Here is a 23,294-nt window from a genome sequence, read left to right on the forward strand (position 1 = left end):
ATCCGTTAAGAAAGCCTTAACGTAAGGTAACCTCGTATGCCTCAGGCGTCGAGGAGATGGAAGCGCCCGAACATGTGGGTGACGACGCCATGTTCATCGGCCACCGTTTTGCCTTCGCCCTCACACTTCAGGATCTTTCCGTCGGCCCGGATCAGGCGGGCTTCAAAATGGTAGGGCTCGCCGTTTTCAATGGCGGTGTCCCAGAGCGCCTGCAGGCGTTCGCGGTCATCGTGGTGGAACAATTCCGTGGTGTTGGTGGGTGAGGGCGGTTTGTTGGACGGGTCATGGCCTAGAAGCGAATAGAGGCCCGAGCTCCAATACGGGAGATCATTGATCAGATCGTAGGAATAGAACGCCATCCCCATTTCGGCCTGAATTTCTTCAAGTTGTTCCATCAAATGGGCTTTGTGCGTGCGTTCTGTCACGTTGCGGAAGATGCCGATCAGACGCGAGGGGGTGCCGTCGTCATCCACAATCCGGCTGCCCGCGGCCTCAACCACGACCATGTGGCCATTGGCCCGGATCAGGCGCTTGGTGAATTGGTAGGGCTCGCCTTTTTCGATACAGCGTTCCACCAGTTGCGCCACCTCGGCGCGGTCGTCGGGGTGATAGTATTTGATCCCCTCCTCCAGGGTGGGCATCTTGTCGCCGGGCTCCAACCCATGGATGGCGTGGACCTCGTCGGACCAGAACAGCTTGCTGGAGGCCAGATCCAACTGCCAATGGCCAATGTTGCCAAAGCGTTGCAGCAGATCGATCGCGGTGCCGGTGGAGATATCATCGACCACGGTGGCAACCACGCCCATGACGTCGTCAGACTGGTTGCGGAAGGGTGTCACCGACAGTTGCTTGACGGTGCGATTGTCGTTGAACATCAGGCCGCGTTCCGAGCGGAACTTGAAGACATCGTTGCAGATGGAGGCCAGCGATGACATCTCAGGGGGCAGTTTGCATTGCGACAGGTGGACGCCCGTGGCGGGCAGATCGCTGATGTTGAACTGCGCCATGGCCACTTGCGAGGCACGGCGCACGATCAGGGCCTGATCGATCACCAGGACGGGGAAGGGGACCACTTCCAGCGTGGCGGCCAGCTCAGTCGAGACGCGCTGCAACTCGGCCGAGTTGACCTGCAGCTCCTCGTTCACGGTGATCAGTTCTTCGTTGGTGGATTGCAGTTCCTCGTTGGAGGTTTCCAATTCCTCGTTGGTGGCTTGCAGCTCTTCGTTGGTGGACTGCATTTCCTCGTTGATCGACTGCAGTTCCTCGTTGGTGGTTTGCAGCTCTTCGACGGTTTGTTGCAGGGCCTCGCGGGTCTGTGCGACTTCGACTTCCATCTGGCGAATGTAGGTCTGCCGTTCGCCCTCGCTCAGGGTCTCGACCTCGGCGATCTGGGTGTCCTTGGTGCGCGTCTCCAGCGCGACGAGCAGGTGGTCTTCGCCGGTGTCGATGCCGGGCAGGGGATAGCAGACACTGCGGGCCTGGTTGAAATCGGGGCCGGTCAGATCGTGCCAGCGCCCGGTGCGCTGTTGCTTGGTTTTCATCGCGGTCGCGATGAGGCCCTGGATCTCATCGACCAGGGGTTTGCGCAGATTGCGGATGCCGATCCACAAAGGCGCGTTCTCGGTCAGCTGTGTCAGGGGCGAGATATCGCCGAACACACGCACCATCTCGCCGCCACGGGTGACGATGAACCCGTTGGGGGCCACGGCGCGGGCCAGCGTGTCGAACATGCCGGTATCAAGGGCCGGGCGCTGCAGGCTGGTGTCGGCGCGGCTGACGATCTGCGGCGGCGCTTTGCGCCCGTAGGCGCTGTTGCCCATCTCGAACCGCGGCGGGTTCGAGACGCTGATGCGCCGTTTGGAGAAGATCTTGTCGCCGCCTGCGCGCATTTCGAACAGGCTTTCCATGTTGCCGACCGTCTCGGAGGTGCCCAGAAACAGCATGCCGTCGGCGTTTAGCGCATAGTGGATCCGGTGCAGGACCCGGTTCTGCAATGCGGCGTTGAAGTAGATCATCACGTTGCGGATCGAGACGAAATCCACGTTCAGGAACGGCGGATCGTGGAAGATGTTGTGCATCGAGAACAGGGTGACAGAGCGCAGCTCGGGCACCACCTCGATGCGGCCGTCGTGGATGTTGAAGTATTTCTCCAGGAAGACATCGGGGATGTCGGCGGCGGCGGTGATCGGATAGCTGCCGCGCCGCGCCACTTCCAAGGCGCGGTCGTCGATGTCAGTGGCAAAGATCTGCACGCGGGACTTCTTCAGCTTGTCGATCCCGCCCATCGCCTCGGCCAGGATAATCGCGATGGAATAGACCTCTTCGCCCGTGGCGCACCCCGCCACCCAGACGCGAAGCTGACCCAGGTCCTTGCCCTGCACCATCTCCTGGAATTCATTGCGCAACTGCTCGAACTGGTTCTGATCGCGAAAGAACCGCGTGACCGAGATCAGCAGATCGCGGTAGAGCGCCTCCACCTCTTCGCCGGACGTGCGGCAATAGGCGACGTAATTGTCGTAATCCCCGATATCGAGCGCGGCCATCCGGCGGTTGATCCGCCGCGCCACGGTGTTTTCCTTGTAGTCGCGGAAATCCACGTTGGTGCGCGCCAGCAGGATCTGGAACAGATCCGACATCTTGCTGGGGCGTTCATTCAGGCGGCGCAGCTGGTCGAAATCGCGCGGGCTGGCGAGGATTTTCGACAGGTGGACGCCAATCTGCTCGGGCGAAAGCGTCAGGTCGATGCACCCGGTTTCCGCCGCCGCTTGGGGCATCCCGTCGTATTTCGCGGTGGAGACGTCCTGGGCAATCGTGATGCCGCCGGCTTCGCGGATCGCCTGCACACCGTAGCTGCCGTCGCTGCCGGTGCCCGACAGGACCACGCCAACGCAATGCTCGCCGACTTCGCGGGCGAGGGATTTGAACAACCGGTCCGCGGAGGGTTTGGGCGACGCCGGGTGGCCCGAGGGCTCCACCAGCCGCAGTTTGCCGTCTTCCAGGATCACGTCGGTATTGGGCGGCGTGATGAAGATCGTGTTTGCTTCGGGTTTGGTGCCGTCCTTCAACTCCACCACCGGCAGCGGCGTCTCGCGAGAGATCAGGGAGGTCAGCAGGCTCTTGTGGGTCGGCGACATGTGCTGCGCCAGAACGTAGACCGCGTTCACATCAGGCGACAGGTTCTGGGCCAGGGTGGAGACGGCCTCCAACCCCCCGGCGGAAGAGCCGATGCCAACGAAAAACGGCGCCTCGGTCGTGGCGGCGGTCTCGGCGTCTTTTTGGGCGGTCTCTTTGGGCATGGGGCGAAACTCCAACGGTCTGATGCGAAGTCTTCCACGGGGTCGCGGGCGTTCGCAACAATCTCGGATCGCTTGCGCGACCCAAGTTCAACTATCGGTAAAATTCGCCGGGCAAACGGCTGGACTGTGGCCCGCGTGCCCTACCCAAGACGGAAAGGTTAACGCGACTCAAAGGTTAACGTGCCGGTCAACCGCTGGGGCCCCATCGCCGTCATCTCGACAATTAACGCGCCGTCGGGGCCGGGGGCGAAGGCCACCCCTTGCCCGTCGGGCGAGGCAAGGTCCATGCGGCTGTCAGACGACGTGCCGGAAATCGCAACCTGGGCGTTCTCGGTGCCCGAGAACACGACGTTGCCATCGACAGACGCGCCGTTCACCGCCACTTCCCATTGCCCCTGGAACCGCCCCTGCACGGTGGCGCATCCCAATGTGCCACCCCAATTGCTGGCGCTGGAGGCGTCGGCATCAAGCGTGCAGCGGATGCGCAGGCGGGCGCCATCGGGGGCGGTCAAACGCGCGTTTGTGCGCCATTCGCCGGACATCCAGGTGGGGATCTCCGCATTTGCGGGCGCGGCGAGGGGCAGGGGGGCGGCAAGGGCTACCATCAAAGCAAGGTAGGGACGCATTAGATTTCCTTTCGTCTGACCAGTCGGATCAGGGCTGGCAGAAACCATAGGGCCGCGATCAGGGCCATCCATAACGCCGAGATCACAAAAACGCCAAACTGGGGCATCGAAGCCGTCGCGCTGAGCAAGGTTGCGCCGAAGCCGAGCGTCATGATCAGGGTCGAGGCGACCATGGGGGGACCGGCGTGGCCCAGGGCCTCGCCCAGGCGCGTACCGCGCGGCCCGTTGGAGCGTTTCCAGCGGTTGAGGTAGTGGATCGTGTTGTCGACCGCGATGCCGAAGGCCACCGTCAGCGCAATCGCCGCCGTCATCGTCATGCCGCGCCCGGACAGGTACAAAACGCCCTCAATCGCCATCATCGGCAGGGCGCTGACGGCGGTCGCCAGCAGCGCCAAGGCGACGGAGCGTTGCGACAGCGCCACCACCAACGAGATCGCGGCCAGCGCGATGTAGAAGGAAGAGCGCATGGCATCGACCGTCTCGGGCACCACCTCATGGGCCAGCAGGGATTGGCCCGCCAGCCGCGCGACGTCCTCTAGCCCGGCCTCTTCAATGCCGGTTTGCAGGCGCTCCAACTCGGCCCCGAACCGCTCTGGCCCATTGCCGAGGGGCACCAGGACCGGCAGGGCCACCGCAAGCCCGTCTTCGGCCCGGAACCGCTCGGGCACCATGGGTGCGTCATCGCCTGCCGTAGTGTTCGGCCCGCTCAGCGCCAGGGCCGCGACGGTGGCGATCCGCTCGCTGTCCGCCGCCGTCAGGCCGGGTTCCCCATCGGTGTCGTCGATCACGACGAATAGGCTGGCGGAGCCCAGGCCCTGTTCCTCCATGAAACTGAGGTCGCGGCCCAGGGGGGCATCCTCGCGGATGTGCTCGGACAGGGAGAAATCCGGATCGGTGCTGTTCACGCCGGGGATCAGGCCGAGGACGACGACGACGGCCACGACTGCCATGGTGCGCGGATGCAGCAGCCCGCTTTGGGCGGGCCGCATGACGTGGCTGAACCCGGCGGGGTGGTTCACCTCGCCCCGGATGATCAACCGGCTGAGGAGCGGGAACAAAAGGTAGACCGAGGCGAAGCCGCTGAACACCGCCGCCGGGCCCCAGACCGCCAGTCCCCAGAGCGCGTCACTGCCCGCGAACCCGAAGCTCGCCAGCGCGAGCGCCGAGGTGAGCGAGGTCATGAAGGCGGCGGGCATGACGTTGTGGACGGCCTTGTCGAGGCCGCCTTCCTCTCGGCTGGCATAGAACAGGTGCAGCGTGTCGGCGAAGGCCAGGACCATGACCAGCATCGGCAGGGTCGACAGCCAGGGGTCGAGCGCTTCGCCCGCCCACCCAAGCAGCCCCATGAACCACAACACGCCGCAGATCGCGGGTGCGGCGCAGACCAGAACCGCCCGGACCGAGCGCAGGATCAAAGCCCCCACGAGGATGCAGATCAGCACCGCCACGGGCGTGACCAGCGTTTGGTCCCGGATTAGGTTGTCCGAGATCTGACGCTCCACCTCGGCCTGGCCCACGGCAGCGACCGACAGCGGGGCGGCGGCCTCGAACAACTCAGGCAAGGCGCCCGCGATGTCGCCCCGCACGGCGCCCGGTACTGCGATGACGTGCAACAACGCGGCATCGCGCGCCTCTGTCACCAGGGCGCCCGCGGCGGGGCCAGCCTGAGCGAAGGTGGCGAAACGCTCTTCCAGCGGCGCGGTGTCATCGGCCAGGATCAGCGGCGTGGTGGAGCCTTCGGCAGGCAGGGAGAAGAGGCTGACAACCTCGGCCACGCCATCGGTGAACTGCAGATCGAGGATCAGGTTTTCCAGGGCCTCAAAGGCCGCCGGATCCGCCAGGTCATCGGCGCGCACCAGCAAGGCCTCATCGGCGGCACCCAGCTGAAAACGCTCCTGAAACGCGGCATAGGCGAGGTAGCCTTCGCTGTTGCCCGACAAGGCGCTGACAACGTCAGCCTCCACATGCAGATCGCGCGCGCCCCACAGCGCGAGGATTGTGATCAAAAGCGCCAGCACTCCCTTCAGCCAGCGCCCGGTGCTGATCCCTCTTGCAACTGTGGTGTCTGTCATCTGGGGTCGCCTGTTGTTTCATCTCGGCACCATGGATGGCGCTCGTTTATCTGCCCGCGCATTAACCGTTGAACGTACATAGCGCACAATGGCCAACTGACCAGGGTTTCAGACCATTGGACTATTATGACGGATTTGACAAATCGCCTTGCTCCATTGCGGGTCGGGCGGGCCATGGGCCTGCTGCAGCAGGTGGCGGAAGATGAGGCTTTGACGGGGCGGACGGTGACGCTTTCCGGGCGCGAGATGCTCAACTTCGCGTCCTGCAGTTATCTGGGCCTTGAGATGGAACGCGCGCTGATCGAGGGCGCCGTTGCGGCCACGCGGGCTTACGGCACGCAGTTCTCTGCCTCCCGCGCGTTTATCTCTGCGCCGCCTTATGCCGAGGCCGAGGCGCTGTTGCGTCAGATGACGGGTCGCCCGACGCTTCTGGTGCCCTCCACCTCGCTCGGGCATCAGGCGGCGTTGCCCCTGCTGGTGGCGGCGGATGATCTTGTGCTGATCGACGTGCAGGCCCACGCCAGTTTGCACGTCGCGGCGGCTTTGCTGAAAGCGCAGGGCGTGCGGGTGCAAACCGTGGCCCATTCCGCGCCGGATCAGATCGCGCGCAAGCTGAAGGCGTCAGGCGCGCCGAAGGTCTGGCTGTTGATCGATGGCATCTATTCGATGATCGGCGACATCGCGCCTTTTGCGGCACTGGATGCGCTGTTGCACGCCGATCCGCGCCTGCATTTTTACGTCGACGATGCCCATGCCACCGGTTGGTGCGGCGCGCGCGGGCAGGGGATGGCGCTGGAGCATTGGCCGGAGCATCCCCGCGTTGTCGTGGCGCTGTCGCTCAACAAGAGTTTCGCCTGCGCCGGTGGGGCCTTGGCCCTGGCCACCGAGGAACAGGCGGAGGCCGTGCGCGCCTTTGGTCCTGCAATGACGTTCTCGGGCCCGGTGCAGCCGCCGATGCTGGGGGCGATCCTGGCCTCTGCCAAGTTGCATTTGGGGGCAGGCTTGGGCGGGCGCCAGGCGGCCCTGCGGGCGCGGATCGCGCGGTTCAACGCAGGCGCGGCGCGCCTTGGTCTGCCGCTGGCCTGCGATGCCGTCACGCCGATGCGCTACATTCGGATCGGCGACCTCGCCCGTACCGGGGAAGCTGCCATGGCCTTGCAATCAAACGGGTTTTTCGTGGCGACCGTGGCACCGCCCGCCGTGTCAATCCGCGACGTCGGGCTTCGCATGACCCTCACCTCGCACCATACGGACGCCGATATCGATGCGCTTCTGGAGGCTGTGGCATCGGCGCTGCAAGCCCCTGAGCGCGCGGCGGCCGAGTAGGTGGGCACCGCCCTGACGCCGGCCGAGGCGATCCTGCGCCGCACCGGTCCCAACAACATCACCGTGCTCTTTGAGGCTGGCGCCTCTGGATCAGGGGGCGGTTTCGATCCGGCCCGCGCGTTTCGCGGCGTCCAGATGCTGGCCGAGGGGGCCGAGCGGTTCTGCGCGCCGCTTACAAGCGGACACTTCGAGAAGCCGCGCCCGGTGGATTGGCCCCGCCACGTCTGCCTGGTCGAAGAACCCAACGCTACGGCGGCCGCGGTCATGGACCTCACGCGGCGACTTGCGCTGCCATCTGACCGCCCCCTTTGGCGCGTTCTTCTGGTCAATCCAGAGGGTCCAGGCTGGTCCGGCGTGGCGTTGCAATTCGACCATGCCATCGCCGACGGCACTCGCATCGCGCGGCACCTCGTGGCCAACGTGCGCCCCGCAGCGCGGGACGTGGCCGCGACCGATGACCTTGAAACGCTTGGGTTTTCCGACCTCCTGCCTCAGACAGATGCGCGCCTTCTTGTCAGCCCCATTGGCCTCTGCCGTGTGCCCTTCGCTGCCCTGCGCGGTGCGTTGCCGGACGCGATCAGCCATGGGGACGCGCTGTTGCGCCTTGCCCGCGCCGCACTGGATACGCAGCCCGAATTCGAAGCCGTGCCCGCGCGCCGCAAGGACCACGCTACTGTCGCCAAGATCGATGCGCTGCAAAGCGGTGGCCGTCTGGGCAACCATGCGATGATGGAGGAAATCGACCTGTCCAAGCCTTCGGTGAAGGGGGAAACGGCCCTCTTTCGCCCCCGTCGCACGCCCCTGGCAGAGAGCCTGCGCATGGGCGCCGCGCGTCTTGTGCCCGCGCCCCTCCTGCGCCGGATCGTGCAGGCGGAGTTCTCGCGTGCGGGCATCGTGCAGACCATTGTGCCGGTCACGCGCAGGCCTGTGCCGCTTTTCGGTCTGCCGCTGAAGGCCATTCACCCCGCCGCACCCGCCCTGGGGCGCCCGCTGATCGCCCTGACGGCAGCGCGCTTTGGCGACGGGTTTGACGTCAGCGTGACGGCCCATGGCGCCGATGGCGCGGCGGTTGCGGGGTTGTCTGAACGGGTGGCGGCGGCGATGGCGCGCGCACTTCAATAGAAAATCTCGATTGATCTATGGGCGATTGATTGCGAAGCTGCCCCCATGATCCACAAGCTTGAAATGTTCATCGCTGTCGCGCGCGAAGCCCACTTTGGTCGCGCGGCAGAAAGCCTGGGCCTGACGCAGCCCACGTTATCCACTGGAATCAAGCAGTTGGAGGAGATGTTGGGGGTGCAGCTGATCTTCCGGGGCTCGCGTTATGGCGGCCTGACGCCCGAGGGTCAGCGCGCGCTCGTCTGGGCGCGGCAGTTGGTCAGCGACGCGCGCACCTTCCGGCAAGAGATGCGCACGGCGCGCCACGGGCTTTCCGGGATCGTGCGCCTCGCGGTGATCCCCACGGCGCTGACCTGGGCTGCCTCGCTCAGCGCGCGGTTCACCGCCGCCCATCCCAATGTGCGGTTCACCATCCTCAGCCGCACCTCGGTCGAGATCCTGTCGATGCTGGAAAATCTGGAGGCCGATGCGGGGCTTTCGTACCTTGATAATGAGCCCCTGGGCCGCGTCACGACCGAGCCGCTCTACCGTGAGCGTCACACCGTTGTGTGTCACCGCGACAGCGACATCGCCTTGCAGGACAGCGTCGAATGGGCCGATCTGGCGGGCGAGCGCCTGTGCCTTTTGACCGGCAACATGCAGAACCGGCGTATCATTAACGAACACTTCATGGCCGCCGGTGTCGCGCCCGAGGCGCAGGTGGAAAGCAACTCGACCGTCGTTCTGGCCGCCCATGTGGAGGCCGGCGATTGGATCACCATCCTGCCCACCGACATGGCGCGCTTCCTGTGCGCCGGCAAGCCGCAGCTTGTGGTGCGCCCGATCGAAGGGGCGGGCATGGACCACGCCGTGGGCCTCGTCGCGCCCTACCGCGAGCCCCATACGCCGGTCCTTGACGCCCTCATTTCCGAGACACGGGCCCTGTCGAAGGCCTATGTCTGAGACTTGAGCAAAAGAGTCAGGTTTTACAGGGGGAAGGGCGGTTGCGTGCTCTTCCGCATTATTGAGAAAGTCAATCGACCAACGGGATAACGATATTGAAATTCGAATGAGGATGAGGCAACCAAAGGGCGACACTTTCGGAGCCCGCCATGTCCCCCACAGCCGCCCCGTTTGACCCCGCCGAGGTCGACGCGATTATCCAGCAAAACATGCATCTTGAGGGGCCTTTGCTGCCCATCCTGCATGACGTCCAGGCCGCGTTTGGCTGCGTGCCCGACGCGGCGCGCGCGCCGATTGCCGACGCGCTCAACATCACCGAGGCCGAGTTGCACGGGGTGATTTCCTTCTACCACGACTTCCGACGTCAGCCTGCGGGCAAGCGCGTGCTGAAGATCTGCCGGGCCGAGGCCTGTCAGGCGATGGGCGCCAACGAGATGTCGGACGCGGTGCTGTCGCAGTTGGGGCTTGGGTGGAACGAGACCGTCGCGGACGGCTCTCTGACCGTGGAGCCGATCTATTGCCTCGGCCTTTGCGCCTGCGGCCCGGCGGCGATGATCGATGGGAAAGTGAAGGGCCGTGTCACGGCTGAGGGATTGCTGGCGGAGGTGTCGCCATGAAGGTTTGGGTGCCCCGGGACGCGGCCGCAAAGGCGCTTGGCGCGGATGATGTTGCGGCGGCGTTTGAGGCGGCGGGCGCAGAGGTTGTGCGCAACGGCTCTCGCGGGATGATCTGGCTAGAGCCTTTGGTTGAGGTAGAACGCGACGGCGTCCGCGTGGGTTATGGCGCGGCGTCGGTGGCGGATGTGGCGGGGATCATGGATGGCTCCGCAGAGGACCTCGGCCCGGTTGAGCAGATCCCCTTTTTCGCCAAGCAAAACCGGTTAACGTTTCAGCGCTGCGGCGTGATCGACCCGCTTGATCTGGCCGAGTACGAGGCTCACGGGGGCCTCATCGGTCTGCGCAAAGCGCTGGAGATGAGCGCGGAAGAGATCACCACCCATGTCACCGACAGCGGCCTGCGCGGGCGCGGCGGCGCGGGCTTCCCCACGGGCATCAAGTGGAACACGGTGCGCGGGGCCGAGGCCGATCAAAAGTACATCGTCTGCAACGCGGACGAGGGCGACAGCGGTACCTTTGCCGACCGGATGATCATGGAGGGCGATCCGTTTTGCCTGATCGAAGGCATGGTCATTGCAGGCCTCGGTGTGGGGGCCACGAAGGGCTACATCTACCTGCGCTCGGAATACCCGGATGCGATTGAAGTGATGAATGCGGCGATTGAAATTGCACGTCAAAACAACGTGCTAGGGGCCGTTCTTCATTCGTCACATGAATTCGATATCGAGGTCCGTGTCGGCGCGGGTGCCTATGTCTGCGGCGAGGAAACCTCGCTTCTGAACTCGCTGGAAGGCAAGCGCGGCGTCGTCCGTGCCAAGCCACCGCTGCCCGCGTTGGAAGGCTTCCTCGGGCGGCCCACGGTGGTGAACAATGTGATCTCGCTGGCCACCGTTCCGGTGATCTTCGAGAAGGGCGCCGAGCATTATGCCAGCTTCGGCCTTGGCCGCTCCAAGGGCACCATGCCGATCCAGATTGCGGGCAACGTCAAGCACGGGGGCCTGTTTGAGACAGCCTTCGGGATGCCGCTGGGTGAATTGGTTAACGACATCGCGGGCGGCAGCGCCTCGGGCCGCCCCGTGAAAGCCGTGCAGGTCGGCGGGCCCCTGGGCGCCTATTTCGCGCCCGAGAAGTTCGACACGCCCTTCGCCTATGAGCCCTTTGACGGGGCAGGCGGGCTGATCGGCCACGCGGGCGTTGTGGTCTTTGACGAGAGCGCCGACATGCTTGGCATGGCGCGTTTCGCCATGGAGTTCTGCGCGATTGAGAGCTGCGGCAAGTGTACGCCCTGCCGCATCGGGGCCGTGCGCGGGGTGGAAACGCTCGACCGGATCCGCGAAGGCGACGCCACGGCGATCCCGCTGCTGGTGGACCTGTGCGACACCATGAAAGAAGGCTCGCTCTGCGCGCTGGGGGGCTTCACGCCCTACCCGGTGATGAGCGCGTTGGAGCAATTCCCGGACGAGTTTTCGGGCGTAAGGGAGGCAGCGGAATGAGCGCGGTTTCTGTGGCAGGCGGTGGCGCAGCGGGGGCCAGCCCCCGCACCCCCGGGATATTTTTGGAACGAGGAAGAACAGGGAGCGCGTGGGCATGAAAGATTTCATTATTCCAGATGCCGATTATCTCGGGCGCGATTTTGGAACGCCTGCCAAGAAGGGCAAGCCCGTTACCCTGACCGTTGATGGATTCCCCGTGACGGTGCCCGAGGGCACCTCGGTCATGCGCGCGGCGGCGGAGATCGGCTTGTCGATCCCCAAGCTCTGCGCCACCGATAGTGTCGAAGCCTTCGGCTCCTGCCGCCTGTGCGTCGTGGAGATTGAGGGGCGACGCGGCACGCCCGCGTCGTGCACCACGCCGGTGGCCGAGGGCATGGAGGTGCGCACGCAGTCGTCCAAGGTGAAGAAGATCCGCAAGGGCGTGATGGAGCTTTATATCTCGGACCATCCGCTCGATTGCCTGACCTGCGCGGCCAACGGCGATTGCGAGTTGCAGGACATGGCGGGCGCCGTTGGTCTGCGCGATGTCCGCTATGAGGCGCCGCAAAATGGCAGCCTGATCAATCACTTCGAGCAGCGCGTGGGCGATCAGCCCAACCCCGAGTGGATCCCCAAGGACGACAGCAACCCGTATTTCACCTATGACCCGGCCAAATGCATCGCCTGCTCGCGCTGCGTACGGGCCTGTGAAGAGGTGCAGGGCACCTTCGCTTTGACGATGGAAGGCCGGGGCTTCGGCAGCCGCATCTCCGCCGGTGGGCCGGACACGGATTTCCTTGGCTCGGACTGTGTGTCTTGCGGCGCCTGTGTGCAGGCCTGCCCGACGGCGACGCTGCAAGAGAAGAGCGTGATTGAGCTTGGCACGCCCGAGCGTTCGGTCATCACCACCTGTGCCTATTGCGGGGTCGGCTGCTCGTTCAAGGCGGAACTCAATGGCGACGAGCTGGTGCGCATGGTGCCCTACAAGCACGGCGAGGCGAACCGGGGTCATTCCTGTGTGAAGGGCCGCTTTGCTTATGGCTACGCCAACCACGCCGACCGGATCCTAAACCCGATGATCCGCGACAGCATCGATCAGCCGTGGAAAGAGGTCAGCTGGGAAGAGGCGATTGGGTTCGCCGCCGCGCGGATGCGCAAGTTGCAAGAGGACCATGGGCGCAAGGCGATTGGCGTCATCACCTCCTCGCGCTGCACCAATGAAGAGACGTACCTGGTGCAGAAGCTGGCGCGCGGTGTGTTCATGAACAACAACACCGACACCTGTGCGCGGGTGTGCCATTCGCCCACGGGCTATGGCTTGGGCCAGACGTTCGGCACGTCCGCGGGGACGCAGAACTTCGACAGTGTCGAGCATGTCGATGTGGCGATGATCATCGGCGCGAACCCCACGGATGCGCATCCGGTCTTTGGCTCGCGCCTCAAGAAACGCGTGCGCGCGGGGGCGAAACTGATCGTGGTCGATCCGCGCAAGACGGACTCCGTGCGCTCTGCCCATATCGAGGCGGCGCACCATCTGCCCCTGCGTCCAGGCACCAACGTCGCCGTGGTCACGGCGCTGGCCCATGTGATCGTCGACGAGGGGCTGTACGATGAGGCCTTCATCCGCGAGCGCTGCGATTGGAACGAGTTCGAGGAATACGCCGAGTTCATCCGCGATGTCCGTCACTCGCCCGAGATGACTGAGATGCTCACCGGCGTCCCGGCGGAAGAGCTGCGCGCGGCGGCGCGGCTCTATGCGACCGGCGGCAACGGTGCGATCTACTACGGTCTGGGTGTGACCGAGCACAGCCAGGGTTCGACCACGGTCATGGGCATTGCCAACCTCGCGATGCTGACGGGCAACCTGGGGCGTGAGGGCGTGGGCGTGAACCCGCTGCGCGGCCAGAACAACGTGCAGGGCGCCTGCGATATGGGCAGCTTCCCGCACGAATTGCCCGGCTATCGCCATGTAAAAGGCGATGAGGTTCGCGCGCTCTTTGAAAGCACCTGGGGCGTGGAGATTGACCCGGAGCCGGGCCTGCGTATCCCCAACATGCTGGACGCGGCTGTGGGGGGCTCGTTCAAGGGCCTCTACTGCCAGGGCGAAGATATCCTGCAGTCCGACCCCGATACGCACCACGTGGCCGCAGGCCTTGCGGCGATGGAATGTGTGATCGTCCACGACCTGTTCCTGAACGAGACGGCGAACTACGCCCATGTCTTCCTGCCGGGCTCTACCTTCCTGGAGAAGGACGGCACTTTCACCAATGCCGAGCGGCGCATCAACCGCGTGCGCGAGGTGATGAAGCCCAAGAACGGCTATGCGGATTGGGAAGTGACCCAGCTGCTGGCCAAAGCCATGGGCGCGGATTGGCACTATACCCATCCGTCCCAGATCATGGACGAGATCGCGGCCACGACGCCGGGCTTTGCCAACGTCAACTATGCCATGCTGGAAGAGCGTGGCTCCGTCCAATGGCCGTGCAATGACGCGGCACCTGACGGCTCGCCGATCATGCACGTCGACGGCTTCGTGCGCGGCAAGGGGCGCTTCATCGTGACGGAATACATTCCGACCGATGAGCGCACGGGCCCCCGCTTCCCGCTGCTGCTGACGACGGGCCGGATCCTGTCCCAGTACAACGTTGGCGCGCAGACGCGGCGGACCGACAATGTGGTCTGGCATGAGGAGGACGTGCTGGAAATCCACCCCCACGACGCCGAAGTGCGCGGCGTGAAGGAGGGGGATTGGGTCAAGCTGGCGTCCCGCGCGGGCGAGACCTCGCTGCGCGCCACGCTGACCGACAAGGTGGTGCCGGGCGTCGTCTATACCACCTTCCACCACCCCGACACCCAGGCCAATGTGATCACCACGGATCACTCGGATTGGGCCACGAACTGCCCGGAATACAAGGTGACGGCGGTCCAGGTCGGTCTGTCGAACGGCCCGACGGAATGGCAGCGCGAATACAACGCCCAGGCCGCCCAGTCGCGGCGCATCGCGACGGCGGCGGAGTGAAAGCCAGCCGCTCCATATCGGCCCAGGCCTTTGGGCCTGAAGGATCGCGCAAAGTGGCGCGCTCCCTGCCGGAAGAGGTGCCCGTCGCCGTGACGGTCAACGGCACCTCCCAGGCGGTGATGATGTGCTCGCCCGCCGATCTGGAGGATTTCGCCACGGGATTTGCCTTCACGGAAGGGTTCGCGCTTCCCGATCAGATCGAGCGGTTGGAGATTGTGGAGCTGGAGGCCGGCATCGAGGCGCGCCTTTGGGTGCCCGATGATGTGGCCGAGGCCCTGGGCGACCGCCGCCGCGCGATGATGGGACCGGTGGGCTGTGGCCTTTGCGGCATCGACTCGCTGGAGCAGGCGATGCGCGTCCTCCCGGTGCTGCCGGACGGCGGCGCAATCGGCTATGCTGAGGCCGCAGGCGCGCCCGATGTGTTGCGGGGGCATCAGCCCCTGCACGACCTGACCCACGCGGTCCACGCGGCGGGCTTTCTGGTGCCGGGGCAGGGGATCATCGCGGCGCGCGAAGACGTGGGACGTCACAATGCGTTGGACAAGCTGGTCGGCGCGCTTTTGCGTGATGGCGTTGATCCTGCCACGGGCGCGGTCGTGCTGACCTCGCGGGTGTCGCTTGAGATGGTCCAAAAGACCGTGCTTCTCGGCTGTCCGATCCTGATCGCCGTCTCGGCCCCCACGGCCCACGCCGTGCGGGTCGCTGAGGCTGCCAACCTGACGATTGCCGCTTTCGCCCGCGCCCATGACGACGGCGGGCGGCTAGAGACATTCACCCATCCGCAACGGACCCTTCGGAGCCAGACTGATGCCGCATGAAAAATTGACCCGCATGGCCAACCAGATCGCCAGCTTCTTCGCTACGCAACCGGGCGCCGATCAGGCCGAGCGTGTGGCGGCGCATTTGAACGACTTCTGGGGGCCTGAGATGCGCGCGGCCCTGAAAGCTCAGGCCGCAGAGGATGACGCGGACTTGGCACCTCTTGTGCGCGACGCGATCCCCTTGATCTGACGACAACACCTGGATCGGCCCCCGGGGCGCTCCCGCCGACGACGCGAAGGCAGAGCCTTCGGCCGCCGTTTGGGCGTAGCGCCGTGGGCAGTGCCCCGCCGGGGGCGGGGCCCTGCGTCACGGCGGGTGCGCTTTCCTTGAGTCGGCGGTGCGGGGCGGGAACGGCGGATTGAGTTTTCTTGGCAAGATGAAAGGGGAGCGTGGGGCGGGTGGCGCGCATCGTGGCTTGAGGAAGGGCGTGAAGACGCGCTAGGCTGGTTTCAACATTTGGCCCTCAGTTTCAAATAATGGAACCATGCGCATGTCTGATACCAAAGCCAACCGCCGCTACCGCAGCCAGGAATGGTTCGATAACCCCAATAATCCGGGCATGACCGCGCTTTATCTGGAGCGGTACCAGAACCAGGCGTTCACGCGCGGCGAGTTGCAGGCCGACAAACCCATTGTCGGCATTGCGCAGACCGGCAGCGATCTGGTGCCCTGCAACAAGATCCATGTGTTCCTGATGGACCGGATCAAGGCGGGCATTCGCGACGCGGGCGGCATCCCGTTGGAGTTCCCGGTGCATCCTATTCAGGAGACGGGCAAGCGGCCGACGGCGGCTCTGGATCGCAACCTTCAGTATCTGTCGTTGGTCGAGGTGCTGCACGGCTATCCCATTGACGGCGTGGTGCTGACGACGGGCTGTGACAAGACCACGCCGGCGATGCTGATGGGGGCCGCGACGGTGGATCTTCCGGCGATTGCGCTGAATGGCGGGCCCATGCTGGACGGCTGGCACAAGGGCAAGCGTGCAGGCTCTGGCACCGCGATTTGGGAGGGTCGGCGGCTGCTGGCGACCGGTGAGATCGACTATGAGGAATTCATGCAGATGGCCTGCGCCTCTTCCCCGTCGCTCGGCCATTGCAACACCATGGGCACGGCCTCCACGATGAACGCCTTGGCGGAGGCCTTGGGCATGACGTTGCCCGGCGCCGCCGCGATTCCTGCGCCGTTTCAGGAGCGGATGGAGATGGCGTATCTGACCGGCAAACGCGCAGTTGAAATGGTGGAGGAGGATTTGAAACCCTCCGACATCCTGACCCGCGCCGCCTTCGAGAACGCGATTAAGGTGAATACCGCCATCGGAGGCTCGACCAACGCGCCGCCGCATCTGCAGGCCCTGGCGCGGCACGCGGGCGTTGCCTTGCATGTGACGGATTGGGAGAGCGTCGGCCACGCGCTGCCGCTTCTGGTGAACATGCAGCCGGCCGGCGAATACTTGGGCGAAAGCTTCTTCCGCGCGGGCGGCGTGCCAGCGGTGATGGGAGAGCTTCACGCGGCGGGCCTGCTGGACGCCACCGTAATGACCGCCTCAGGCAAGCCGCTTGACGAGGCGCTCGGCGGGGCCGTCAGCCGTGATCAAGACGTCATACGCCCTGTGGCAAACCCGATGCGGGAAAACGCGGGCTTCGCGGTGCTGTCGGGCAACCTCTTCGACAGCGCGCTGATGAAGACCTCCGTCATCTCCGAGGATTTCCGCACGCGCTTCCTGAAGGACAACCAATACGAGGGCCGGGCCGTCGTCTTTGAAGGCCCCGAGGATTACCACGACCGGGTCAATGACCCGGATCTCGCGGTGGGCGAGGATAGCATCCTCTTCATCCGGGGCGTGGGCTGCGTCGGCTATCCCGGCTCGGCCGAGGTGGTGAACATGCAGCCGCCCGATGCGCTGATCAAGGGCGGGATCAAGCACCTGCCGACCGTGGGCGACGGCCGCCAATCGGGCACCTCTGAAAGCCCGTCGATCCTGAATGCCTCGCCGGAAAGCGTCGTGGGCGGCGGGCTGGCCTACCTTCAAACAGGGGACCAGGTGCGGCTGGATCTCAACGCCGGCACGCTGAACGCGCTGGTCCCAGAAGCGGAGTGGGAGGCCCGCAAGGCCGCCTGGAGCCCGCCGGAACTGCATCATCAAACGCCCTGGCAGGAGCTCTATCGCAAACATGTCGGCCAACTGGCCGACGGCGGTTGCCTGGAACTCGCGACGGCCTACCAGCGCATCGCGAAGGACCTGCCTCGGGACAATCACTAGCCTGCTCAAGCTTGAGCACATAGGATAAACCCCTGAAACAAAACCAATTCGCGTTTGACGTTAACGCTTTGTTAACCGCCTCGCACACCCCGCCCCCCAGGCTCCCCCCTTCATCTTGCCCAAAAAACTCCGGGGGAGGGGTGCATCCTTCAGGATGCGCCGCGGGGGCAGAGCCCCCACACAACGCTGCCCCGATACCACTGACGCCAACCCAACGCCCGCCGCGCGCCCGTGCCGAAGGCGCGGGCGCGCGGCCCCCGGCGATCGCCCGGGCCGCAGGCCCTGGGGGAGCGCAAACCCTCAAAACCCACCTTCAAAGACCAGCCAAAGCCGTCTCCAGATCCCCGTAACCCGTGAAGCGCCGCTCGAACGCCAGCCCCAGGCGCTCGGCGTAGCCGCGCGCCAGCTCGGTCAGGGCGGGGTCGTCGACCTGGGCCTGATAGACCAGCGTCGTGTAATTGCCGAAGTACATGTCGCGCAGCTCGGGGAAGCGGTCTAACCCCAGCGGCTTGGTCACGAAGGCATCGAATTGCTTCACCAGAAAGTCCGTCAGGTAGAAACACGTCATCTCACCGCGCGCCTCGAAGGCCTGATTCCCCTCGAAAAAGGAATAGCAATGGGGGCCTTCCAACATCTCGACCCCCAGATCGGCGCAGCGCGATTGTAACACTCCGCCGGTTCCGCAATCGGCGTAGAGCACGAAAACATCGTCATACTCGCCGCGCCGGGCGGTTACGGCGGCCTCGACCGCGTCAGGGATCTGATCCGGCGTGTTGTGCAATTTCGCGGGCAGGCAGTGAAGATCCAAATGATCCCAAGCGTTTAGCCGCTTTAGCGCCAGCACTTCATGGGCCAGCGCGCCGCAGGCCAGCAGCAGAATCCGCCCGGATTTCTGTGCATCCATGCCAAGCTCAACCAGATCGCCATCATCCATGTGCATTGAAACACCTTTCACACGCCCGTGCGCTCACGGACCCGTCACTTGAGCGAAGCGGCCCCGCGCCGCAAACCTCACCCCAGACAAGACAACATCACAACCTCACAACCGACACCACATATAAGGGACCCGACCTCATGGCCGCACCAACCACAAACATCTCCGCCCCCGCAGCGCTGCCTGCGATCAACCTTAACACTGTTGCGCTGATCCTGCTGTCGGGTGCCGTTGGCACCCTGGCGTTCGACCTTTGGGGCAAGGCGATTGCGCCGCTTCTGGGCCTGGGAGGCCTCGCCCCCGTAGGCCTGGCGCGCGGCTTTCTTGGCGCCCTTGGCCTGCCGAACTCCGGCGCCTGGGGCAACCTGATGCACCTGTTTCTGGTCGGTGTGATCGCCTACCCGGTGGGCTGGCTGTTCATCGCCCGTCCCATCCTTGCCCGCGTCGTGCCGGGCCTGCATTGGACCATCGCCTCGGCCCTTTACGGCGTAGCGCTGTGGGTCTTTGCCATAGGTTTCATCGCCTGGGTTGCGGGCAACCCCGTGTTCCTGGGCTTCGCCCGCATCACCTGGGTCGCCCTGGCAGGCCACGTGTTCTACGCCGTGGCGGCGGCGGCCACGGTCCAGTATCTGGACCGCCTGCGCACCGCTTAATCACTACAAGCGGGCTGTCCTGTCAGGACGGCCCGCTTTTGCTTTTCAGGACCACCGTATAGGTGACGAGCGCCAACGCGCCGCCCAGGGCCAGGGGGGTTAGCATGGCGATCATGCCATTGCCCCAGGCCAGTACCAGCCAGATTGTCAGCGCCGAGGCGACAAGCGCGAAGGCCACGCAGCCGAGGATGATTTTTGCTTGGATCGAGATCATGGTTTTGCCCTTTTGTCGTTCATTCCCAACGGCATATGGCGCGGATTTTGCCCCCGCCAAGGGCTGAGATCACCCTGCGCGAAAAAACCGCGGCCCCAGCACGGCGAGGGTGATGCCTGTCAGGATCACCAGGCCTGAGACGGCCTCCCACGCGCCGACGGTTTCCCCAAGGACGATCCATGCGGTGAGCAGGCCGACCACCGGGATCCCCAAGGCAAAGGGCGTGACCTGCGCCGCCGGGTGGCGCGACAGCAGCGCCCCCCAGATCGAGTAGCCGATGATGGTTGAGATGACGGCGACGTAGACGACGCCGGCCCATCCCGAAAGGCTCATCGCGGCGATGGTCGCAAAGGGAGCGGGGCCTTCGAGGGCCAGTGACAGGGCAAGCATGGGGATCGGCGGGATCAGGCTGGACCAGATGAAGAGCGCGGCCATGTTGACGCCGGGCAGGCGGCGGAAGACGAGGTTGCCGCTGGCCCAACAAAGCGCGCCGCAAAGCACCAGGCCCAGGCCCACCAGCGTGATGTTGCCGCCGCCGGCAACCCCGAAGCCCGCCACGCCAAGACACGCTAACGCGACGCCCGCGATTTGCGGTGGCGACACGCGTTCCTTGAAGAAGACGGCGGCCAGAAGGATCGTCAGCGGCGCCTGGCTTTGCAGGATCAGCGAGGCGAGGCCCGCCGTGACGTCGGCGCGCATGGCCGAGAACAGGAAGCCGAACTGGCCCATATTGACCAGGAGGCCCACGGCGATGATCGCCTTCCAGGACGCCGGACGGGGGAAGAAGAAGATCAGCGGGATCAGGATGGCAAAGCGCAGGCCCACGAAGAGGAGGGGGGGAAGTTCCTCCAGCACCATCTTCATTGCCGTAAAGTTCGACCCCCAGGCCACGATCACCAGAAGCACCAGCGCCAGGTCACGCGGCGGCATCAGGGAGCGGGCATCGGACGGGGGGCGGGGGCCGGACATGGGGGGAGTAGGCCCGCGCGGCGGGGCGGGCGCAACCGTTAAAAGGGCGCGCTAGAGCGAGGTGGAGAACATCGCGAGGCGAGTACCCGTCCGCTCCCATCCCAGGCTGGTATAGAAGCCCTCGGCCATATCGGTGGGGTCGGCGACGACCCAGATCTCACGGCACTCGAGGCTTTTGGCATGGGCACTGAGGGCGGTGATCAGGCGGGTCGCGAGGCCCTGGCGGCGCCACGGCTCGGCGACGCTCAGCTCATTGATCCACATGTCGGGGTGCTTGTCGGGATGGTGGTGGTGCATGCCCGAGCACATGCCGCAGATCACATCTGCGTCGCAGGCGATGACGATATGCTGCTTGGGATCGGCCAGGAAGCTGGTGAGCCGGTCTGGCAGGACGGGGCCGTCGAAGACGTCCTCGTGGACCTGGTCAAAGAGCGGCGCGTGGTGGGGCTCGGCGAGGAGGATTTCGGTCATCGGGTGTCCGGGCATGAAAAAACCTGCGGCGGGGCGTCCCGGCCGCAGGTTGAAGGTAACAGAGAGCGGCGCTTAAGCCGAGGCGCTCATCTGGTTGTGCTTGCGCGCGACCCATTCCTTGGCCGTCTCCACCGCCACGGCGGCGTCGCGGCAATAGGCGTCAGCGCCGATGGCCTTGCCGAATTCATCATTCAAAGGCGCGCCGCCCACCAGCACGATGTAATCGTCGCGGATGCCTTTTTCGTTCATCGTGTCGATGACAACCTTCATGTAGGGCATCGTCGTGGTCAGAAGGGCAGACATGCCGAGGATGTCGGGCTTCTCGGCCTCCAGTGCGTCGAGGTAGGATTCCACGGCATTATTGATGCCCAGATCCACGACCTCGAAGCCCGCGCCCTCCATCATCATCGAGACGAGGTTCTTGCCGATGTCGTGGATGTCGCCCTTCACGGTGCCGATCACCATCTTGCCGACGCGCGGCGCGCCGGTCTCGATCAAGAGCGGCTTCAGGATCGCCATGCCGCCCTTCATGGCGTTGGCGGCCATGAGAACCTCGGGCACGAACAGGATGCCGTCGCGGAAGTCGTTGCCGACGATGGTCATACCGCCCACGAGCGCCTCGGTCAAAACGCGGTAGGGTTCCCACTTGCGCTCCAGCAGGATGTTCACGCCTTCTTCGATTTCCTCTTTGAGGCCGTCGTAAAGGTCGTCGAACATTTGCGCGACAAGGTCGTCGTCGTCCAGTTCGGACAGGATGATGTCGTCTTCTTGGTCGGACATGATGGGCTTCCCTGCTAACCGGTGGATGTGCCGGTGTTTTTTTCACTATCTAAGGTTTTCACGGGTGAGGTGACGGCTGTTTGCGACATGGGGGGTCGGCTGTGCGACCTCGGTTGTAGATGTTCTTCAAATGTTCTACGCTCGTCCGATGAGTATCAGGCGCCAACCAACGCCCGCGCGGGGCGCGCGCAGCAACGCCGTGGGGCGGTTCGAGCGTCATGGGCGCGAGGCGCTGGATGACGGTTGGGATCTTGTAGAAGAGGTGCCGCCGCTGCGCACCGAAGTGACGGAGGAAGTGGCGCGAAGTGTGATCACGCGAAACACCTCGCCCGACATTTCGTTTGACCGCTCGATCAACCCGTACCGGGGCTGCGAGCATGGCTGCGTTTACTGCTTTGCGCGGCCGTCCCATGCCTATCTGGGCCTGTCGCCGGGGCTCGATTTCGAGACCAAGCTGATCGCACGGCCCAATGCGGCTGAGGTGCTGGAGCGCGAGTTGCGGCGGCCGTCTTATTGCTGCGATGTGATCGCCATTGGCACCAACACCGACGCCTATCAACCGATTGAGCGCGACCGCCGCGTGATGCGCGGCGTGTTGGAAGTACTGGCGCGGTTTCGCCACCCGGTGGGCATTGCCACCAAGGGCGTTTTGATCGAGCGGGACGTGGATATTCTGCGCGAGATGGGGCAGGCGGGGCTGGCGCGGGTCGGCATTTCGGTCACCACGTTGCAGCGGGATCTGGCGCGCCGGATGGAGCCCCGCGTGCCCTCGCCCGCGCGCCGGTTGCAGGCGATTGAAACTCTGTCCAAAGCCGGCGTGCCCGTGCGGGTCATGGTCTCTCCCCTCGTGCCGGGGCTCACGGATCATGAGGTGGAGGGGATTGTCGATGCCGCCCGTGATGCGGGCGCCGTAGCGGCCTCGATGATCCCGATCCGTCTGCCGCGCGAAGTGGCGGACCTGTGGCAGGAATGGCTGGCCGAGCATTACCCCGAGCGGGTGGGCCGCGTGATGTCGAAGCTTCGCGACATGCATGGGGGCAAGGCCTACGAGGCGGAGTTCGGCAAGCGGATGCGCGGCGAGGGGATCTGGGCCGATCTGTTGCAGCAAAGGTTCAAGCGGGCGGTGCGGGCGGCGGGCCTTGCCGAGCGTTTGCCACCGCTGCGCTGCGATCTGTTCGAGGTGCCCTTTGCCAAGGGCGATCAATTGGCGCTGTTTTAGCGACGCCGGGGGCAAGAGCCTTCGAAGGCTCTTGGCACGTCCTTCGAAGGACGTGGCGCGGGACGTTTTGCTTTGGTTGTGATTGTCAAAGGTCCGTCCGGTGACACGGGCGCCCAGACCATGTGAATGGTCTGGCAAATCTCTTCGAAGAGATTTGGGCGGGTGGCTTAGGGGGTTTCTTCCACCACATGCACGGGTTCCTGGTTGCAGACGATCACAACCTGTCCGCCGTTGATCACCGCCCGGTCGCCGCGGCGGCTCAATTCTTGGCAAAACAGATCCCCGCCCAGGATGCGTTCCACATCGCGCAGTCGTCGCCGCACGACGCCGCCCTGACAGGCCGCTTTGGAACTGAACAAGTGAATCATCCATTTTTCTGGATCGATACAGGGCGGCATCGGTGTGCGCGGGGCGCGGGGCGGGGTAAATGCATCTCTCGTGGCCCTCAGTCTGGGCTGATCTTGGGTAACCTTGGGTGAACGG

At 64.7% G+C, this 23,294-nt stretch carries 20 protein-coding genes; 11 read left to right on the top strand and 9 right to left on the bottom strand.

What is annotated here, in order from left to right:
• Positions 1-41: 41 nt before the first annotated feature.
• The 3 genes from AC6I9R_RS10535 to AC6I9R_RS10545 all read right to left on the bottom strand — a co-directional run bounded on the left by AC6I9R_RS10535 (position 42) and on the right by AC6I9R_RS10545 (position 5,994).
• Entirely contained in the window at positions 42-3,296 is a 3,255-nt protein-coding gene (locus AC6I9R_RS10535; RefSeq protein WP_461425529.1) for a chemotaxis protein CheB, read from the bottom strand.
• Positions 3,297-3,454: 158 nt separating this feature from the next.
• Positions 3,455-3,922, bottom strand: coding sequence for a hypothetical protein (locus tag AC6I9R_RS10540; RefSeq protein ID WP_461425530.1), 468 nt, complete (start codon positions 3,920-3,922; stop codon positions 3,455-3,457).
• Positions 3,922-5,994: an efflux RND transporter permease subunit gene (locus AC6I9R_RS10545; protein ID WP_461425531.1), complete on the bottom strand. Its 2,073-nt coding sequence runs from the start codon at positions 5,992-5,994 to the stop codon at positions 3,922-3,924. The genes AC6I9R_RS10540 and AC6I9R_RS10545 overlap by 1 nt, the downstream gene beginning before the upstream one ends.
• A gap of 126 nt (positions 5,995-6,120) precedes the next feature.
• Between AC6I9R_RS10545 and AC6I9R_RS10550 the strand changes: the two genes are divergently transcribed.
• The 9 genes from AC6I9R_RS10550 to AC6I9R_RS10590 all read left to right on the top strand — a co-directional run bounded on the left by AC6I9R_RS10550 (position 6,121) and on the right by AC6I9R_RS10590 (position 17,571).
• Entirely contained in the window at positions 6,121-7,320 is a 1,200-nt protein-coding gene (locus AC6I9R_RS10550) for an aminotransferase class I/II-fold pyridoxal phosphate-dependent enzyme (RefSeq protein ID WP_461425532.1), read from the top strand.
• Positions 7,321-8,442: a hypothetical protein gene (locus AC6I9R_RS10555; RefSeq protein WP_461425533.1), complete on the top strand. Its 1,122-nt coding sequence runs from the start codon at positions 7,321-7,323 to the stop codon at positions 8,440-8,442.
• A gap of 45 nt (positions 8,443-8,487) precedes the next feature.
• Positions 8,488-9,381: a LysR family transcriptional regulator gene (locus tag AC6I9R_RS10560; protein ID WP_461425534.1), complete on the top strand. Its 894-nt coding sequence runs from the start codon at positions 8,488-8,490 to the stop codon at positions 9,379-9,381.
• Between the two features lie 149 nt (positions 9,382-9,530).
• Positions 9,531-9,998: a formate dehydrogenase subunit gamma gene (locus tag AC6I9R_RS10565; protein ID WP_461425535.1), complete on the top strand. Its 468-nt coding sequence runs from the start codon at positions 9,531-9,533 to the stop codon at positions 9,996-9,998.
• Positions 9,995-11,491: a formate dehydrogenase beta subunit gene (locus tag AC6I9R_RS10570; protein WP_461425536.1), complete on the top strand. Its 1,497-nt coding sequence runs from the start codon at positions 9,995-9,997 to the stop codon at positions 11,489-11,491. The genes AC6I9R_RS10565 and AC6I9R_RS10570 overlap by 4 nt, the downstream gene beginning before the upstream one ends.
• 94 nt (positions 11,492-11,585) lie before the next feature.
• Positions 11,586-14,489: a formate dehydrogenase subunit alpha gene (fdhF, locus tag AC6I9R_RS10575; protein ID WP_461425537.1), complete on the top strand. Its 2,904-nt coding sequence runs from the start codon at positions 11,586-11,588 to the stop codon at positions 14,487-14,489.
• Complete coding sequence (gene fdhD / locus AC6I9R_RS10580) at positions 14,486-15,307, top strand: formate dehydrogenase accessory sulfurtransferase FdhD (RefSeq protein ID WP_461425538.1); 822 nt, start codon at positions 14,486-14,488, stop codon at positions 15,305-15,307. The genes fdhF and fdhD overlap by 4 nt, the downstream gene beginning before the upstream one ends.
• Positions 15,297-15,500: a formate dehydrogenase subunit delta gene (locus AC6I9R_RS10585; RefSeq protein ID WP_461425539.1), complete on the top strand. Its 204-nt coding sequence runs from the start codon at positions 15,297-15,299 to the stop codon at positions 15,498-15,500. Before fdhD ends, AC6I9R_RS10585 begins: the two co-directional genes overlap by 11 nt.
• Positions 15,501-15,801: 301 nt before the next feature.
• Complete coding sequence (locus tag AC6I9R_RS10590; RefSeq protein WP_461425540.1) at positions 15,802-17,571, top strand: IlvD/Edd family dehydratase; 1,770 nt, start codon at positions 15,802-15,804, stop codon at positions 17,569-17,571.
• Between the two features lie 313 nt (positions 17,572-17,884).
• Here AC6I9R_RS10590 and AC6I9R_RS10595 read toward each other — a convergent pair whose 3' ends face one another.
• A complete protein-coding gene (locus tag AC6I9R_RS10595) occupies positions 17,885-18,511 on the bottom strand; it encodes a DUF1638 domain-containing protein (RefSeq protein WP_461425541.1) in 627 nt (208 codons plus the stop codon).
• A 134-nt stretch (positions 18,512-18,645) separates the two neighbouring features.
• Between AC6I9R_RS10595 and AC6I9R_RS10600 the strand changes: the two genes are divergently transcribed.
• Positions 18,646-19,158, top strand: coding sequence for a hypothetical protein (locus AC6I9R_RS10600; RefSeq protein ID WP_461425542.1), 513 nt, complete (start codon positions 18,646-18,648; stop codon positions 19,156-19,158).
• Positions 19,159-19,180: 22 nt separating this feature from the next.
• Here AC6I9R_RS10600 and AC6I9R_RS10605 read toward each other — a convergent pair whose 3' ends face one another.
• The 4 genes from AC6I9R_RS10605 to AC6I9R_RS10620 form a co-directional block, all read right to left on the bottom strand.
• A complete protein-coding gene (locus AC6I9R_RS10605) occupies positions 19,181-19,372 on the bottom strand; it encodes a hypothetical protein (protein ID WP_461425543.1) in 192 nt (63 codons plus the stop codon).
• Between the two features lie 69 nt (positions 19,373-19,441).
• On the bottom strand, positions 19,442-20,341 hold the full coding sequence (locus AC6I9R_RS10610) for an EamA family transporter (RefSeq protein WP_461425544.1): 900 nt from the start codon (positions 20,339-20,341) through the stop codon (positions 19,442-19,444).
• Between the two features lie 51 nt (positions 20,342-20,392).
• Positions 20,393-20,812 (bottom strand): GNAT family N-acetyltransferase, encoded by a 420-nt coding sequence (locus tag AC6I9R_RS10615; RefSeq protein WP_461425545.1) that lies wholly within the window; start codon positions 20,810-20,812, stop codon positions 20,393-20,395.
• A gap of 72 nt (positions 20,813-20,884) precedes the next feature.
• On the bottom strand, positions 20,885-21,592 hold the full coding sequence (locus AC6I9R_RS10620; protein ID WP_461425546.1) for a corrinoid protein: 708 nt from the start codon (positions 21,590-21,592) through the stop codon (positions 20,885-20,887).
• 148 nt (positions 21,593-21,740) lie between these two features.
• Here AC6I9R_RS10620 and AC6I9R_RS10625 point away from each other — a divergent pair, with 148 nt between their 5' ends.
• Entirely contained in the window at positions 21,741-22,811 is a 1,071-nt protein-coding gene (locus tag AC6I9R_RS10625) for a PA0069 family radical SAM protein (protein ID WP_461425547.1), read from the top strand.
• A 167-nt stretch (positions 22,812-22,978) separates the two neighbouring features.
• Here AC6I9R_RS10625 and AC6I9R_RS10630 read toward each other — a convergent pair whose 3' ends face one another.
• Entirely contained in the window at positions 22,979-23,179 is a 201-nt protein-coding gene (locus AC6I9R_RS10630) for a hypothetical protein (RefSeq protein ID WP_461426602.1), read from the bottom strand.
• Positions 23,180-23,294: the final 115 nt, after the last annotated feature.

Source organism: Gymnodinialimonas sp. (assembly GCF_059726805.1).